Here is a 16,177-nt window from a genome sequence, read left to right as displayed (position 1 = left end):
TCACATCAGACCGATCCTTGTAGCTATCTCGTGAGCTGCCTCTGTGCCCTCGAAAGTAACGATAGCCTTCTTCAGACCTTTCATTGTGCTCATTGTACAGACAGATTCCACAGGGAAACCGTACATCTTCATTACATCGGCCTTGATCTGCATCTTGTTCGCGCGGGAATCAACAATGAATTGGAGTTTGTTGTCTTCCAGCAGCATCATTGCTTTTTCAGTGATAAACGGATATTTAATGACGGTCATTCGAACATCCCTCCAAGTGCGGATATTGCAGACTCTGTCCATACGGTCAATCTGCCTGCGTGGGTACCTGGTGCAAGAAGCTCAGCATTGAGTGTGTCAACGGATACGACATCTACACCGGAAAGGTTCCTTGCGGCCTTCATTACCGGGCTGTCACATGTTGCAACGATAAGGATACTCTTTCTGTTCTTGAATCTCCTTCCACGTATCTTACCCTTTCCTGCACGGATGTTCCTTCCGTCCTTTGCACGAAGTACGTCGTCATAGACACCTGCGTTCTGCAGGAAGCTTACGACATCCTTTGTCTTCTCGACATCCTCAAATTCGCTTGCAGCAACCAGTGGAAGTTCTGCTTCGAACCTGTGACCACGTGCCTTTACGATCTCTGCATCAGATGTTGCAGCGATCGCAGAGCGGATAGCCATACGTCTTTCCTTCTTGTTGACCTTCTCAGTCCTGTCAGCTTCCGGCTTTGGTGGATGTGCTCTCCTACCGCCTACTGCCTGAGGAACTCTTGCTGCACGGCTTCCGTTAGCGATCCTTGGGATCTGGGCAGCGCCTCTGCCTGAGCCCCATGAATGAGCTGATGTGTCCATACCGGAGTACATCCTTGGACCATATGGCTGGTACCTGTTGGACTGAGCTGCAAGAACTGCTCTTTTGATAAGGTCAGGTCTGTATACTTCATCAAACACCTCTGGAAGATCGACATCCCCCTTGGCATTTCCTGATAGATCTATAATTTTTGCTGTAACCATTCAGTTCACCCCTGCTTGGACTGTGTGCTTACGTGAACGATCTCCGGTTCACCCATAGCAGGTACTTTTGACCTCATTGGATCTCTAAGCCTTACAAGCCTCTTTGAAGGTCCTGGGATACTACCCTTTATGAGTACGTAATCTCCGCGTACAAGACCGTAGTTGATGAAACCGCCCTCTGGAGTGATCTCTTCGCCGTCTGTACCGACCTTGAGGATACGCTTGTTGTATTCTGTCCTCTGGTGGTAACCCATCTGGCCCATCTGTGGTACTGTCCACCTGACAACTGCAGGATGCCATGGACCGAGTGTACCGATCTGCCTGAGACTGCCCTGACGGGAGTGCTTGTTCTTCTGCAGATTGATGCCCCATCTCTTAACAGGTCCCTGAGTACCCTTACCAGTAGTGATAGCTGCAATATCGACAAATGTGCCTTCGTTGAAGACATCTGTTATCTTGATCTCTGCGCCGAGTACGGACTTTGCATACTCGAGCTTTGCCTTTACGTCAGAGCCACTTACTGCTGTTTCCATGATATCGGCATTCTTCTTTGGAACACCAGTGAGCTTCTTTGGTAAAGTGTATGTGATTACCTTGATATCTGAAACCTTGCCTTCATCCACAAGAGCCTCGAGCTTTGCAAGAGCCTCTTCAGTGTTAGATTCCTTAGGAAGGTTAGTGGTCTTCCCAAGAGCCTCATCAAGATCTGATGCCCATGCTTCAGAAAGTGCCTTCTCACCGTGTGTTGAGTTACCATATGCACGAACTGCAGCAACACGTACGGCAGGAGTCTCTACAACAGTTACAGGAACTGATATCTCCATACCTTCTGTGAGGCTGTTCTTGACATCATCTATCATTACCACATGGGTCATAGCTACCTTATAACCTGCAAAGTCCTGGAGCTTTGGTTCTCCAGCAGCCTGCGGCCATGAGTTAAACCTTGGTATGTGGCTTTTTGCTCTTACGCGTGGACTGAAAGCGAGTGATCCTCGTCTTGGTCTGTGTCCTTTTGCCATTATTATTCTCCTAATTTACACATATTTTTCTGGCAGGTCCATGCAATTTGCATAGGCCAGTTTACGCAAGAAAGTCAGGCAGGAACCGCTATTGAAATGAAGTGGACATGATAAGGCGGACTCCACGTACCCTCATGATACGCATTCAACGCCAAACCTGTACATTCCTCCAGTCATCAACGGACCCTAGCATGCCCAAGGGCATTACTGAGTGGTCATCTCGAAAAGATCCAAACATCCCAGTATTTTAACACAATTCTGTGTAAGCGGGCATTCTTGAAGAGGCCCAATTATACTTAATGTTAAATCCGACTTTTTCGCACTGTAATCTTAATACAAGCAGATCACTATATCACTATAGAATCTACGCTTCGCCATAAAAGGAATAGATCATATATAAAGTCTTTGCAAGGAATAGAAATGGGAATGAACTCTTGCACGATACAAACCTGATCAACAAGAATAACATAGAACTGATACTATTAATATAGTGCAGTTGATGAAAAATACGTTAAAGCGATCATTGATTTTGCCCTGGACAATGAGGACATGAGAGAGCAAATAAAGGAACATATCACAGGCATCAACCTGTGATCGTCTTTTTCCTGAACATCACATAAACAACAAAAAACGATTCTCAGGATGATCAGTGATCATTCCTGAGCAATATTCCTGCCCATCTCGAAGGCCTTTGCATTGATGTCGATGGTCTTAGGAGGAACGAGTTCCTTCACACATTCAAGCATAGTATCAACAGATATTGGCAGGTAATTCGAGACCGCACCCACCATGACAACATTCATGGACTGTGGATGTCCTGCTTCTTTTGCAAGTTCGGTTGCATTGAAGGCTTTTACTTTATGCGTTTCTTCCAGTTTTGAGATAATAGCATCGACATCCGGATAAGTACAGAGCCCTGATGTTACAGTTACCGGAAGTATCGGGTCTGTGTTCACTATAATAGTACCATCGTCGGAAAGGAATTCAAGATACCTGAGAGCCTCACTTGGTTCGAGCGCCAGCAATACATCTGCACCTTTCATTGGTATCATGGAACCCAGTTCACAGCCAAGCCTGATGTGATTGACCACAGAGCCTCCACGCTGCGCCATACCGTGAGTCTCTGCTGCACGTACGGACATATTCCCCTTTACGGCAGCCTTCCCAATGATATCCGATGCAAGGATGGTACCCTGTCCACCCACACCGGCGATGACAAGATCGAATTTAGAGATTCCTTCAGAACTCATTTCTTCACCTCCGTAATGGCATCGAACTTGCACAAAGCTGCACATACTCCGCAGCCGGTGCACATCGCATTGATGGATGCCTTTCTTGTATTTGTATCGAATTCAATTGCAGGACAGCCAAGGTTCACACACAGCCTGCAACCAGTACATTTCTCTGCATCGATTGTGAATGGTGTTCTGCGAATTCCGGAACGTTTTGCATCGATAACACAGAGTTGTTCTGTGATGACAACTGATGTTCCTTTGTATTCTTTTGCCCTTTTGAAGACCTCTTCTGTCTGCTTGAGGTCATATGGGTCAGCAGTTTCAACGAAACCTGCACCGAGTCCCTTACATAATGCTTCCAGATCCACCTCTGAGGTTTCCTCACCGGTTACAAGCTTACCCATTCCGGGATTTGGCTGATGACCGGTCATTGCGGTTATGCGGTTGTCCACTATAGTTACTGTGATGTCCGCTTTATTATAGATAGCATTGAGCAGACCGTTCATCCCCGTATGGAAGAATGTGGAGTCACCAATGGAACAGCAGATCGGTTTCTTTTCTCCTGCCTGATACATCCCACTTGCTACGGTTATACTTCCACCCATACAGAGTGTCGTGTCAACTGTACCGCTCTGGATACCCAGTGTGTAGCAGCCGATATCACTCGGGAAGATAGCATCCTTACCGTAGACCTTTTTCATGACATGGAAAGTCGACCTGTGAGAACATCCAGGACACATGACAGGCGGACGCATGGGCAGGTCGATCCTGCACCTGTCGTAATCGAAGTCCTCTGCAACCTCTGCCGGAACATCCGGCCTTTCAAGTTCAAGGACGTCTGCAAGAACGTCTGAACAGATGTCAGTGTTCAGTTCGTATATTCTCGGAACAGGACCCTGAAGCTTGCCGATCACCTCAACGTTCGAGCCAGTCTCCTGTGCTATGATCCTGACCTGTTCCTCAACAACAGGCTCCATCTCCTCGAAGATGATGATACGTTCTGAGTTCTCCATGAGAGTACGGATCTTGTTCTCAGGAACAGGATAGGTACCTATCTTGAGGAATGATGCATTGATACCCTGTTTGATGATGGCTTCCTTTGCATAGACAGAAGCAATGCCAGATGCAATAACTCCAACCTTGGCACCATCACTTAGTTCCAGGGAGTTCCAGGGTGAGTTCTCAAGCTCGTTGAGAATATCCTTTTGCAGTTCCAGAAGATGAGGATGCTGTACCCTTGCATTCTTCGGGACCATGACCCATCTTTCAAGTTCCTTGACGAATTCTGCTGCGGGCCTTGTCTCATTCACGGGTCCGAGCTCCACATCGGATTTCCCGTGTGAGATACGTGTTGTAGGCCTGAAGATAACAGGCATCTGGACCTTATTAGAGAATTCAAAGGCGTATGGGATCATGTCCTTTGCCTCCTGGGGAGTGCAGGGGTCAAGACATGGTATAAGTGAGAATTGTGAGTATCTGCGGGTGTCCTGCTCGTTCTGTGATGAATGACATGACGGGTCGTCCGCAACGATGATGATCATGCTGCCCTTGACACCTGTGTAGGCAAGGGTGAGTAACGGATCTGCTGCTACATTGAGGCCAACGTGCTTCATTGTGACCACTGACCGGACACCGGTCATTGCAGCACCTGCAGCCACCTCAAGTGCAACCTTCTCATTGACCGACCATTCTACGTAAAAATCCCTTTCTTTCATTCCTGCCAGTGTACCGATGATCTCTGATGACGGTGTTCCCGGATAACCGGATATGACCTGCCCGCCTCCTTCAACGATACCGCGTGCAATTGCAACGTTTCCCAGCATATACTCGCGTGTGCTCATGTTGATCTCCTGCCAAGTCATACAAAATGATCATTGATAAAGATATCCAGATGGCTGTTACATGCTAACATGTGTCAGAGAATGGTGATTAGCGAAAGATCAACATGAGAAAATAACCACTTGAACTTCAATTTTATTTGAAATGAAAGTGTTTATATGTCTGCTAACCATATTGGAGCATGCAACTATTTTTCAAATAGTACCACCCCCAAACCCCCACAAGAACGCTGGCAGTTTTAGCCAGCGTTCATTCTGTTTATCAGACATTGTACTTTTTTGAGATGGAAAAACACAGTATTCTCTTTTTTTATGTTGAATGTAAATCTGATTTATTTAGAATTCGCTTTGACATTCTAAGTAGAGGAACCTTTACTTAGCATTAAAGATAGCATTTAAATGCAGAATCATTTCATTAAAATGAAAACGTATACCAGACATCCGTATCAGTAAGCAAATTGCATATTACCTCATCCAGGAAGCCCTCTGATCATTCATCACTTTTGATAGAAAATAGTCTGAGCATACCTTTTTCTTGCAATGGATTATTTGAACGTTTTACACATCCAACCTGTGCCGTTACGCATGCACTGGTTCGGAATGAGATGCAGAGTTCCCATACAAATACTTCATTAAAGTTGTAAAGAGGTAAGTCGAAAGTGACTACATTTCCCTGAGGAGACGGAAACCGATGCTGCCGTACCTGTTGTTCGAATCACTGTTGTAGCGAGTCGCTGACCGGCAGTTCCTGGCGTGGTTGATCCAGCCGCCGCCACGTCTGACCCGGGGCAAACTAAGATCATCTTTTTCCCGATTCTTACCAAAGAACCTGGAAATCAATTTATTCTTTTTTTCGTGTTTCAGACTATCCTCATAGGAACCAAGCCAATTATCCTGCACCCATTCCCAAACATTCCCATGCAAATCATAAAGGTTACAAGGATTGGGTTTCTTTTGACCAACTGGGTGGGTTTTGTGTCCTGAATTATCCTCATACCATGCATAATCCCCAATATGTGATTCACTATCTCCGAAGGAATAATTTGTATTTGTACCCGCCCTGCAGGCATACTCCCACTCGGCCTCTGATGGCAGACGGTACTTATTCGTAACTTCCTTTGTGTTCAATCTTTTGACAAACTCCTGTGCATCATTCCATGAAATATTCTCCACTGGCCTGTTATCACCTTTAAATTGAGAAGGATTGCTGCCCATCACAGCAAACCATTCTTTCTGAGTTACAGGATATTTACCAAGCAGGAATGGCTTTGGAATTGTTACTTTGTGAACAGGTTTCTCTTCATCATATTCATTCGAACCCATCATGAATTCACCTGCAGGAATTGCTATGAATTGTATGCCAATGGAGTTGATGAAATCTGCTTTTTTCATTCTACCCTGTTCTTCACGTTCCCTTGATAGGACCTTTTCTTTACTTTTGTTCTCAGCGATCCTGGCTTTGAGTTCCTGCTCTTTCCTTCTTTGCTGTTCTTCCTGTTCTTTGTGTAAACGCTCTTGCTCCTCACGTTCTATCCTTGACCAAACCTCATCCATTCTCTTACTCTCAGCTTCCTCAGCAGATCTCAGACGAATGGTTCCAAGGGCTTTGCGTTCATCCTCTTCTTCCTTCTTTCCACTATCCATTATTATAGTGGTGCGCTGCACAACACTATCCTGAATATTGACCTTTGCCGAGGAAGAGGTAATTTCACTTCTCTGCACGGTGCTTTCCTGCACATGCGCAGAACCTGAACTTCCATCCACTGAAAAATTGCTGCGCTGAACAACTGAATCTATAATATTGATAACCTTCTCATGTTTGATGACACCGATCTCCCTCGAGGACTTTACCGTGTTTACAAGATGTCTGAGTTCGGAAACGGTCTCATTTAAAAAACCCTGTAATCCATGGGCCTTATTGGATACCGCCCGCAGCATCACCAGAGTTTGTCCCTGATTCCCCTTTATCAGAACGGTCAGCAAGTAATATGCATCCTCACCAATGGATTCACTTGAAAGATAGAGTATCTTCCCGCCGTCCACGAAGCGTTCTTCCACTTTGTATAAGCGGTTGGTGCAGATCTGCATCAGGAACGATAATACCTGCTCCGAACTAACACCTTCGAAGTTCAGGCCTGCTTCCGTTGAATGTCCTGCTGAGGAAAGTTGCAGAAACTGGACCTTACTCATGGACTTTGCCCGCAGGAAAGGACAGACACAGTGAATCTCCTTACGGCGCATGTTAAGCAGATTCTTCTCATATGTATGGTCGTTATACTGAACAGTTGCTCCAATATATTCCTGATGGACACAGCCCAGAGGCTTGAGCACGAATTTAGCAGTACGTTCCTTTGCAGGAGGAATGTTTCCAAGTTTCTGGATCCTTCCATCATGCAACTTAAAAAGAGATTCAGGATAACCGAGAATTATCTCAACATCTAAAATAGCGGCAGGGCTATTGTTGATCACCCTAATTCCGAACCTTACACTATTGTCAGGCAGGACCTCATATCCCCTTTTGACACCAATATCTGCCATTTATCCACCATAATAAATATTCAAATCAGTCCTAAGTTTTCATGATTAATATAATTATATTAATATTTAGTGCTTCTTCCAGATATTTGCTTGAATCATTTGAGAATGAGAATATAAGTTAACAAGCCAGAGGTAATTCTAAGTAAAGGAACCTTTGCTTAGAATATAAACTGTAACTCTAAGTAAAGAATCCTTAACTTAGAATTGAAGATAGCATATTAAATAAAGAAAACAGCTCTGTGGAAATCCTACACCTCAACGAGTTTTGAACCAGAACTGCAGATAAACACAGATGATACAGATATTGGTTTTACTTGTACCTGCGTTTATCTGTGTGCATCTGTGGTTCATATTATCTAGGGGATTTCTACATAGCCTGAATTTACCCTAATTATTAAATACTCATATCGAATAATAAAAAAAACCTGTTTAGCGAAATAACCGCTTTAAGGATATCTAAAAAAGAAGGCCATGAGCTTTTCATTCTCAAAAGTTCATGACACTATTATGTGATAGATTTATTCAAGTTGTTATCATCACTTTCTGCGCTGGAAAGCGAACATCATACCGATTGTTGCCACAAGTGGGATAACAATTGATGGGAATTCCGGGATTGCTTCAGGGACATCATTATCGTGGTCGCAATCACAGCCACCGTCATCATGATCTCCATCACAGCCACCTTCACCACCGGAACCACCGTTACCACCGGAGCCACCTTCGTCATGACCACCGCCGTCGGAACCTTCACCCCCGCTTATCCTGACATCAACTGAAAATGCATTCCCTTTGAAAACATTATTATTATAGAAGTTACCTTGTATCTTGAACTTGACCGCACCAATGTTTGTATCAACATCACAGGCATCTTCCAGATAAGCCTTTACATTAGTCTCTGTTGATTCTCCATTGCATACATATGAGAACTCTTTCTCGTAAAATTCAGTCCTGTTATACATCAATACGAGCTTATCATCTTCTACGTTGTCACTTTGTCCTTCATTGATCTCAGGAGATTTGACAAGACCAAGTTCCCCTAATCCAATAAATTGACACCTTCCACCTATATTACATTCAGATGGCAGACAGATCATAAGTTCAACTGACTGCGGATTCAGATCACTGACACTATAATTGTGCGGATCTGTGTTGAATATCTCTACAGAAATGTATTTACCCTTCCCACTTAACGTTAATGTATCAGGAGATATCGAATAATTAACCTGTACATCACCACTGTTCGCTGCTGCAGGTCCTGCAAATGCAACAACGAAGATCAGCAAAGCTCCAATTAAAGTTACTAAACCCCTTTTATTCATATAGTACCACCACTTTTTTTTGTTGAATTAAATATTCCAACTAACCTATACAAAATTAATTATGAAGATTGCAACATATAAACCTTTCTAAATGTATATATACAATTATAGAAAATACAATATACTATTCGGAAATAAATTACTTAACAATATTACTGATTACTTTTATTCGCACAAACTGATAAATAGGGAAAAATCAATTGCTAGCTTTCGGTTCATGTATAGACACATCACAATGATCAAAGAAATCATTGGAATCTAATCATGATACCAAAGTCTATGGTCGGCAAATATAGAACAAAATAATAAGGTGCAACATCCCATAATTTATAATCAGGAATCACCTCATAAGATACAAAAAATGGTTCATTTCATGGTTCTGGAAATTGAAGAAAAGGTCCTGAACCGAAAAACGAAGATCCCTACAACTTTCCTGGCAAGCTCCTGTCATGCAGAGTTCTCTCAAAAAGGCTTCCCTTTCATATACCAGGAATCCCTTATGCATATTTTCAATCAGCGAAGAAGATCCCTCATTTTATTCCATCGCCATCTATGATCATCCTTATTGCAGGTTTGTGAATGAAGGTGAAATAGTATTCCATCAATTCAATAATATAATAAAATATATACACACTATCTCTATATAAAATTAATAATTGTTGATACATTACACAGGCAAGGTGTCTGAAACATTTTCGAAGACCACCTTCCAAAATTCACCTAATCCTTTGTTCCAAGATACATTTTCATTATCATGAGATGCCATTAATAGGTGTGTCCCAATTTAGGACCTGGCAGGGACACATTACAGGATGGATGACATGATCATCTGGAATTAGATACATAACCGGATAAAGGTTCAACAGATACATATGATGACATTCACAGAATAATCGACAAATATAAAACCAAAGAACTATGTGCAATACCTCTATACTATATAATTGATCCAACATCACTCTTTTAAGAAACCCAGGTGATTCATTTCATGGTTACTGAAATTGAAGAAAAGGTCATTGAGGCCAAGAAGGCATCCATTATCCTTGCAAGTGTCAGCACGGACACTAAGAACAAGGCTCTTGAGGCAATGGCACAGGCACTTGACAATAATCGCGATAAGATACTCGAAGCAAACCAGAAGGACGTTGAGACCGCAGAGAAACTGAAGAGGAAAGGCGAACTCTCACAGGCACTTGTGGACAGGCTCAAGGTCAGTGACAGCAAGATAAGCGGAATGATAGACGGTATCCGTGATGTCATCGATCTCGAAGACCCTGTAGGTAAGACCATAGATGCCCTTGAACTTGATAAGGGACTCGAGCTCTATCAGGTAAGCTGTCCGATCGGACTTATCGGTGTCATATTTGAAGCACGTCCTGATGTGGTGCCACAGGTAATGTCCCTCTGTCTTAAAAGCGGCAATTCAACCGTATTCAAGGGAGGAAGCGAAGCACTCAATTCCAACCGTATGATCTTCGACCTCCTGAACGAGGCTGCAGAATCCGTAAACGGAATGCCGAAAGGTGCATTCCAGTTAATGGAAACAAGGGAAGAGGTCAACGACATCCTCAGTATGGATGCATACATCGACCTGCTCATCCCAAGAGGATCCAATGCATTCGTCAAATACATGCAGGACAACACAAAGATTCCTGTTCTCGGACACGCAGACGGTATCTGCCACGTATATGTGGACGATGAGGCGGACCTCTCAAAAGCATACGAGGTCTGTTTTGACTCAAAGGTACAGTACCCTGCCGTATGTAATGCAATGGAGACACTTCTGATTAACAGGAGTATCGCCAATAAATTCCTGCCAAAGATGGCAAGGATGTACGACGAAGCTGGTGTGGAGATGCGCTGTGACGAAGGGTCCTTTAAGATACTTGAAGAGATCGACTTCCTCAAGAGTATCCTGAGAGCAACAGAGGACGACTGGAAGACCGAGTACAATGACCTGACACTCTCCATAAAGATAGTAGAGTCAATGGAAGAAGCTATCGAGCACATCAACCACTACGGTTCCCATCACACAGATGGTATCATTACTGAGAACGAGCTCAAAAAGAAAAAGTTCACCGACCTCATAGACTCATCCAGCGTCATGCTCAATGCATCCACAAGATTCGCAGATGGGTTCCGCTATGGAAAAGGTGCGGAAGTGGGCATCAGTACCAATAAGATCCATGCACGTGGTCCTGTGGGAATGGAAGGACTTCTCATCTACAAGTACATCTTAGTAGGTAATGGTGATAAAGTCGCAGACTATGCCGGACCTGACGCTAAGAAATTCACACACAGAAAGCTCAACAAGGAAGCCTCGGACATAGTTTCCGGCAAATGATAGTAAGAAATGCCGGAGAGGAAAGAGGACTGGTAAAAGCAGCAGGATTAACAGGAGCATCACTTTGACGGACAGGAAAGAGCTCTTCAGCGATGTGAATAAGATAGTCGTAAAGATAGGCACATCTTCTATCAATACCGAGGATGGTAACCTCAATCGCCAGTTCATGGAGAACATGGCTGCGCAGGTCGCAGGACTTCATGAAATGGGAAAGAAGGTGATCCTTGTAAGCTCGGGAGCCGTCGGCATCGGTATCGATATACTGGACTTTGACACACGACCAAAAGAGATACCTGTCAGACAGGCATGTGCCGCCGTCGGCCAGAGTGTCCTTATGCAAGAATGGAGCAACGCCTTCGCAAAACACAACCTTAAAGTCGCTCAGATACTCCTTACATACGAATCATTCTCCAACCGGCTGACCTATCTAAACCTCAGGAACAGTATTTCCACACTTCTGAGCTACGGTGTAATACCAATTGTCAACGAGAACGACAGCACATCCGCAAATGAGATCGAAGCCACCTTCGGCGACAATGACAAGCTTTCCGCAATGGTTGCCAGCAAAATGGAAGCGGACCTCCTGATAATACTTTCTGACATAGATGGCCTTTATGACAAGAACCCTAAACGTAATCATGATGCCACACTCCTGAACCTTGTGGAGGAGATCACTCCTGAGATAGAGAGCTACGGAGGAAGCCCCACAAGCATGAAAGGTGTCGGCGGGATGAGAACCAAGATAGAGGCAGCCAGAATATGCCACATGTCAGGCAGCTACATGATAATAACGAACAGTGCCATTGATAATGTGATCACGAAAGTGCTCGCCGGTGAAGAGATAGGGACATTGTTCCTTGCCAATCAGGATGTGCACAAGAACAGGATACGCTGGATACTTCTCTCAAAGTCATGCGGCTCCATCGAGGTGGATGCCGGTGCAAGGGATGCCATTCTCAGCAGCATGAGCCTGCTTCCTTCCGGCGTGACGGGTGTTCAAGGAAACTTCGACAGAGGAGAGATAGTTGAGATCACTTGCGAAGGCAGTATCTTTGCAAAAGGGATCACAGACTACAGCTCCGATGAACTGGACAGGGTCAAAGGCCAGCATACTGATATGATAGCTGATATACTTGGTTACAAGAACTATAACCACGTCATAAAGAAAGAGAACATCGGCATCTGCTGACCACCGTATTCGTTTCACTGTACAAAGGGATCCGACTCTTTTACGTTCAATACTTTTTTATAACCTGCAAATAATATCCTGATTTGGACCCATGACAGAAATAACACTGGAAGAACAGATACTTGACAGGATCAAACCCGGTCCTGATGAAAAGAAGAAGCTTGAGGAAGTAGCTACAGAACTACTTGAAAAAGTCAGCATATCAGCAAGGATCCTTGGAATCAGCGATATCACACCAAAACTGGTAGGATCAGCTGCAAGGGACACCTGGATATCCGGCACCCATGACCTTGACATCTTTATCTCATTCCCTGAAGATACCAGCCGTGAGGATCTGGAGAACAACGGCCTCCTTATTGCAAGAAAGGTGGCAAAGGAAGGAGAGAACATAGAGGAACGCTATGCAGAACACCCATATTTGAATATGCAGTACGGAGGATTTGATGTGGACCTGGTCCCCTGTTATTCAGTGGAATCGGCATCTGAGATAATATCTGCCGTAGACAGGACACCCTTTCACAATGAGTTCATAAAAATGGTCATTCCGGGTCGTGAGGATGATGTGCTCATCATGAAACAGTTCATGAAAGGCACCGGAACCTACGGTTCAGAGCTTCGTACACAGGGATTCTCAGGATATCTCACCGAACTACTGGTAGTCCATTACGGCTCTTTCCGTAACACCCTCAGGAACGCCTGCGACTGGAAACCGGGACTCAGCATCGATATGCTGGAACATGGGACCATCAAGCATAATGACCCACTTGTTGTCATCGACCCAACAGACCCTAAAAGGAATGTGGCTGCTGCACTTTCCCTGAACCAGTTCGCAAGGTTCATAGATGCTGCCAGAGCCTATTCAGAAAAGCCGACAGAAGATTTCTTCTTCCCAAAACAAAAAGAAGCAATGACAGATAATGAGATCATCGACATGATCACATCAAGGAGAAGTTCTTTCGTTGCAATCTCTTTCAGACCTCCTGACCTTGTTGACGATATACTCTATCCGCAACTTGACAAAATGGAACACTCGATCCGTGCACTTTTCGAGGAATACGAGTTCTATGTGCTCAATTCAGGATACTGGGTGAATGAAGAGGCGATCATACTGATAGAACTTGCCACATCCCAGCTCCCGCTTGTTAAAAAGCACAGAGGACCCCCGGTATGGGCACACACCCATGCAAAGGGCTTCAAGGACAAATACCTCGGCTCTGATGAACTTTTCTCCCTGTATATCGAGGACGGGTTCTACGTTGCAGATATAAAACGTAAGTTCACCACAGCAAAGGAGCTACTTGAGGGAAGGATACAGCATTGTTCCCTTGGAAAGCATCTGGGAAAAACTATCGGTCTGGGATTCTCAATTGTCGAGAACACGGATATAGCCAGGGTCAACGACCCCGGATTCAGGAAATTCCTCAGGAAATGGGAACAGGGAAAGTAAAAGTACTGCCTATTCCCTATTATTCCGGCCTGGACTTTCCCAGCAGGATTCAAAGACCTTCAAGTCTTTTCTGATAGAAGAAATACTGCTGTGCATAGCCGCAGTAGTGCCCGAAATACATGCGCCCCCAATTACCGATCTTGCTCTTTGTGGCATTACCGTTGAAGAACTCATGGTCACCGTAGACAGTCTTCACGACCTTTTCCACATGAGTGTCCACAGGGAAAGCCTCCATCTTATCGAAGGCAAAGAGAAGTATGCAGTCAGCGACCTTTTCACCGATGCCTTCAAGGAACATCAGCCTCTGTTTTGCCTCGTTATAGTCAACCTCAAAGAGGTCATCCAGAACAAGATTCCCTTCTTCTACATGCCTCGCAGCTTTTATCACACGACCTCCCCTGAAACCGAGTTTGCAGGCCCGCAGGTCGTCATCGCATGCATGGACAAGTGAGTGTGGCTCGGGAAAACTGTAATAGCCATCCTCTATCTCCTCACCATAGTTGCTGCACATCATGGAGATAGCCCTTTTGATATTCGGGATGCTCCAAGCTGTTGCAAGCATATAGGATATCAGGCATTCCCATGGGTCCTGTCTGATAAGACGAAGTCCCATGTACTTGTTAATGGCCTCGTCCATGAACCCATCCTTATTTACCTCCCGAAGGATGGAATCAAGGTCATCATCAAAACGGAAATAGTTCTCAAAGAAACCCTTCGGTAGTTTTGAATCCACAGCGACCTCACCGCTTTCCGGATCCTGTTGCAACCTTGCGACATCACCATTCACTACCCCTGTCCACCAGCCATCGATGAAGTCCCAGCGGAACACCTGACCACAGTCAAGGGTGTAGTTCAGGTTGAAATTCTCCGAGAAAAGAGTGTACATATCAGGAGTTGAGTTCAAGCTCCCTTAAAAAAATAGCGGCTGATATAGTATCTCCGAGTCCTACGGTGGAAACAGGCTCAGCACATATCCGGGTCGGGATGATGCTTAACTGATATGACCGGAATAGGCCACATATACCACTGCAATCCCGCTTTTCCACCAGATACTTTCCCAGTCTTGATGAAGCATCCCTTCCGAATTCACTTTCCTTTATCCCTGATGCTATATCCAGCAGGGTTTCCCTGTCAGCAAGTTTGCCGGAAAATGCAAAGGCAGCTGCACACTTCACCCCGAAGTCCATTGCCTCAACTATGAGTTCCGGGTCATCATCCTTCATGCATGAGACAGAAAGCACGAATTCCCTTGTGTGTACCAGCATCCTGCAAAGCCCGAAGTCGTTACAGAGGCTTATCGCAGACTCTGCTATTTCCACAGGGTCCATTGCAAGTATTGGTTTGGAGTCCATACCGTTCATCCGGGCAAGAGTGGCAAGTTCGTCCTCATTCATACCTATACGGTCCACCACCGGGGAGAGAATTGAGAATGCATAGGATGCTACGTTCTCCGATGAGAAATCTCCGAACTCTGCATGGATATGGAAATTATCGTTCTCCTTTTTCCAGCTTATCAACTGTTCAAGAGAAGAATCAAGTCTTTCTCTGTAGTCACAGTCCCCCATATCCTCCTGAAGCATGTGATAACCGGAAATGATGGCACCATCCATCTCTTTTGCATGTTCCAGAGCATAGTCACGGAAATGTTCATCGATATGGAGCCGGAAGTTCAAAGGGTCGTACGTTGCTATGAAACGATTCTCCCTTGGGACAACTATCCTTTCACCTGCAAGTGTTAAAGTATCTCCTTTTTTGAAGTCGAAGACGAAATGAATGAGTTCATGGGATGAAGCATCTCCCTGAAGTATCGATCCCAGTTCACTGCTTTTGTACAGCTTTCCATTATGAGGGTAAAGGATGGATTTTTGAGAAAAGAACGAAGCCTGAAGTTCTGTCAGGCTGCCGACATTAGGTATCACCTTCGAAGCCCCGAGTTCAGAGAGAACGTTGGACATGATGCCCATATTACCTCCCATCCTCATTAGGGAACGTTCAAGGAACGTCTGCTTCAGCCAGTCGAATACCTCACTATCATGGACCAGCCACTCTGCACCTGTGCCATCACGCATACATATCACGATACCGGCAAGGACATCGGACACCAATGATATGGAACCTGGTGGCTTACTTACCTTTTCCTGAACATCCGGATGATCGGCAAGCAGCCGTGAAAGTTCCTCTCCATCGATGTGATAGATGGAATCTATGTTAGCATTGTAGGCACATAGAATGTTCATAGGT

Annotated in this window: 12 protein-coding genes; 3 read left to right on the top strand and 9 right to left on the bottom strand. The window is 44.8% G+C overall.

The window, feature by feature from the left end; all coding sequences use genetic code 11:
- The 7 genes from V7O63_RS05645 to V7O63_RS05615 all read right to left on the bottom strand — a co-directional run bounded on the left by V7O63_RS05645 (position 1) and on the right by V7O63_RS05615 (position 8,956).
- Complete coding sequence (locus V7O63_RS05645; protein WP_340820535.1) at positions 1–249, bottom strand: 50S ribosomal protein L23; 249 nt, start codon at positions 247–249, stop codon at positions 1–3.
- Positions 246–1,007, bottom strand: coding sequence for a 50S ribosomal protein L4 (rpl4p, locus tag V7O63_RS05640; protein ID WP_340820534.1), 762 nt, complete (start codon positions 1,005–1,007; stop codon positions 246–248). Before rpl4p ends, V7O63_RS05645 begins: the two co-directional genes overlap by 4 nt.
- A gap of 5 nt (positions 1,008–1,012) precedes the next feature.
- The gene (gene rpl3p / locus V7O63_RS05635) at positions 1,013–2,026 is read right to left on the bottom strand and encodes a 50S ribosomal protein L3 (RefSeq protein ID WP_340820533.1); all 1,014 of its coding nucleotides are present in this window, start codon (positions 2,024–2,026) and stop codon (positions 1,013–1,015) included.
- A 653-nt stretch (positions 2,027–2,679) separates the two neighbouring features.
- The gene (locus V7O63_RS05630; protein WP_340820532.1) at positions 2,680–3,276 is read right to left on the bottom strand and encodes an indolepyruvate oxidoreductase subunit beta; all 597 of its coding nucleotides are present in this window, start codon (positions 3,274–3,276) and stop codon (positions 2,680–2,682) included.
- Positions 3,273–5,102: an indolepyruvate ferredoxin oxidoreductase subunit alpha gene (iorA, locus tag V7O63_RS05625; protein ID WP_340820531.1), complete on the bottom strand. Its 1,830-nt coding sequence runs from the start codon at positions 5,100–5,102 to the stop codon at positions 3,273–3,275. Before iorA ends, V7O63_RS05630 begins: the two co-directional genes overlap by 4 nt.
- Positions 5,103–5,762: 660 nt before the next feature.
- Positions 5,763–7,637, bottom strand: coding sequence for an SUMF1/EgtB/PvdO family nonheme iron enzyme (locus V7O63_RS05620; RefSeq protein ID WP_340820530.1), 1,875 nt, complete (start codon positions 7,635–7,637; stop codon positions 5,763–5,765).
- A 536-nt stretch (positions 7,638–8,173) separates the two neighbouring features.
- The gene (locus tag V7O63_RS05615) at positions 8,174–8,956 is read right to left on the bottom strand and encodes a PEF-CTERM sorting domain-containing protein (RefSeq protein ID WP_340820529.1); all 783 of its coding nucleotides are present in this window, start codon (positions 8,954–8,956) and stop codon (positions 8,174–8,176) included.
- Positions 8,957–9,944: 988 nt separating this feature from the next.
- On the opposite strand from V7O63_RS05615, the gene V7O63_RS05610 reads away from it, so the two are divergent.
- The 3 genes from V7O63_RS05610 to cca all read left to right on the top strand — a co-directional run bounded on the left by V7O63_RS05610 (position 9,945) and on the right by cca (position 13,936).
- On the top strand, positions 9,945–11,300 hold the full coding sequence (locus V7O63_RS05610) for a glutamate-5-semialdehyde dehydrogenase (protein WP_340820528.1): 1,356 nt from the start codon (positions 9,945–9,947) through the stop codon (positions 11,298–11,300).
- A 64-nt stretch (positions 11,301–11,364) separates the two neighbouring features.
- Positions 11,365–12,489: a glutamate 5-kinase gene (proB, locus tag V7O63_RS05605; protein WP_340820527.1), complete on the top strand. Its 1,125-nt coding sequence runs from the start codon at positions 11,365–11,367 to the stop codon at positions 12,487–12,489.
- A 91-nt stretch (positions 12,490–12,580) separates the two neighbouring features.
- Complete coding sequence (cca, locus tag V7O63_RS05600; protein WP_340820526.1) at positions 12,581–13,936, top strand: CCA tRNA nucleotidyltransferase; 1,356 nt, start codon at positions 12,581–12,583, stop codon at positions 13,934–13,936.
- Between the two features lie 49 nt (positions 13,937–13,985).
- On the opposite strand, the gene V7O63_RS05595 is transcribed toward cca, so the two are convergent.
- Together V7O63_RS05595 and V7O63_RS05590 are read right to left on the bottom strand one after the other, a co-directional pair.
- Complete coding sequence (locus V7O63_RS05595) at positions 13,986–14,822, bottom strand: DNA glycosylase (RefSeq protein WP_340820803.1); 837 nt, start codon at positions 14,820–14,822, stop codon at positions 13,986–13,988.
- Position 14,823: 1 nt separating this feature from the next.
- Positions 14,824–16,173 carry an ADP-dependent glucokinase/phosphofructokinase gene (locus V7O63_RS05590; RefSeq protein WP_340820525.1) on the bottom strand — a complete coding sequence of 450 codons (1,350 nt, stop codon included), beginning with the start codon at positions 16,171–16,173 and terminating at the stop codon, positions 14,824–14,826.
- Between the last annotated feature and the right edge of the window lie 4 nt (positions 16,174–16,177).

The sequence above is a fragment of the Methanolobus sp. WCC4 genome, assembly GCF_038022665.1.
Classification (GTDB): domain Archaea; phylum Halobacteriota; class Methanosarcinia; order Methanosarcinales; family Methanosarcinaceae; genus Methanolobus.
The sequence above is the reverse complement of the archived record's forward strand: the minus strand, read 5'-3'. Positions and strand labels throughout refer to the sequence as shown.

Excerpts from the sequence above, each read along its gene's own strand:
- V7O63_RS05645 (WP_340820535.1), bottom strand. The coding sequence starts at position 249 with ATGACCGTCATTAAATATCCGTTTATCACTGAAAAAGCAATGATGCTG.
- rpl4p (WP_340820534.1), bottom strand. The coding sequence starts at position 1,007 with ATGGTTACAGCAAAAATTATAGATCTATCAGGAAATGCCAAGGGGGAT.
- rpl3p (WP_340820533.1), bottom strand. The coding sequence starts at position 2,026 with ATGGCAAAAGGACACAGACCAAGACGAGGATCACTCGCTTTCAGTCCA.
- V7O63_RS05630 (WP_340820532.1), bottom strand. The coding sequence starts at position 3,276 with ATGAGTTCTGAAGGAATCTCTAAATTCGATCTTGTCATCGCCGGTGTG.
- iorA (WP_340820531.1), bottom strand. The coding sequence starts at position 5,102 with ATGAGCACACGCGAGTATATGCTGGGAAACGTTGCAATTGCACGCGGT.
- V7O63_RS05620 (WP_340820530.1), bottom strand. The coding sequence starts at position 7,637 with ATGGCAGATATTGGTGTCAAAAGGGGATATGAGGTCCTGCCTGACAAT.
- V7O63_RS05615 (WP_340820529.1), bottom strand. The coding sequence starts at position 8,956 with ATGAATAAAAGGGGTTTAGTAACTTTAATTGGAGCTTTGCTGATCTTC.
- V7O63_RS05610 (WP_340820528.1), top strand. The coding sequence starts at position 9,945 with ATGGTTACTGAAATTGAAGAAAAGGTCATTGAGGCCAAGAAGGCATCC.
- cca (WP_340820526.1), top strand. The coding sequence starts at position 12,581 with ATGACAGAAATAACACTGGAAGAACAGATACTTGACAGGATCAAACCC.
- V7O63_RS05595 (WP_340820803.1), bottom strand. The coding sequence starts at position 14,822 with ATGTACACTCTTTTCTCGGAGAATTTCAACCTGAACTACACCCTTGAC.
- V7O63_RS05590 (WP_340820525.1), bottom strand. The coding sequence starts at position 16,173 with ATGAACATTCTATGTGCCTACAATGCTAACATAGATTCCATCTATCAC.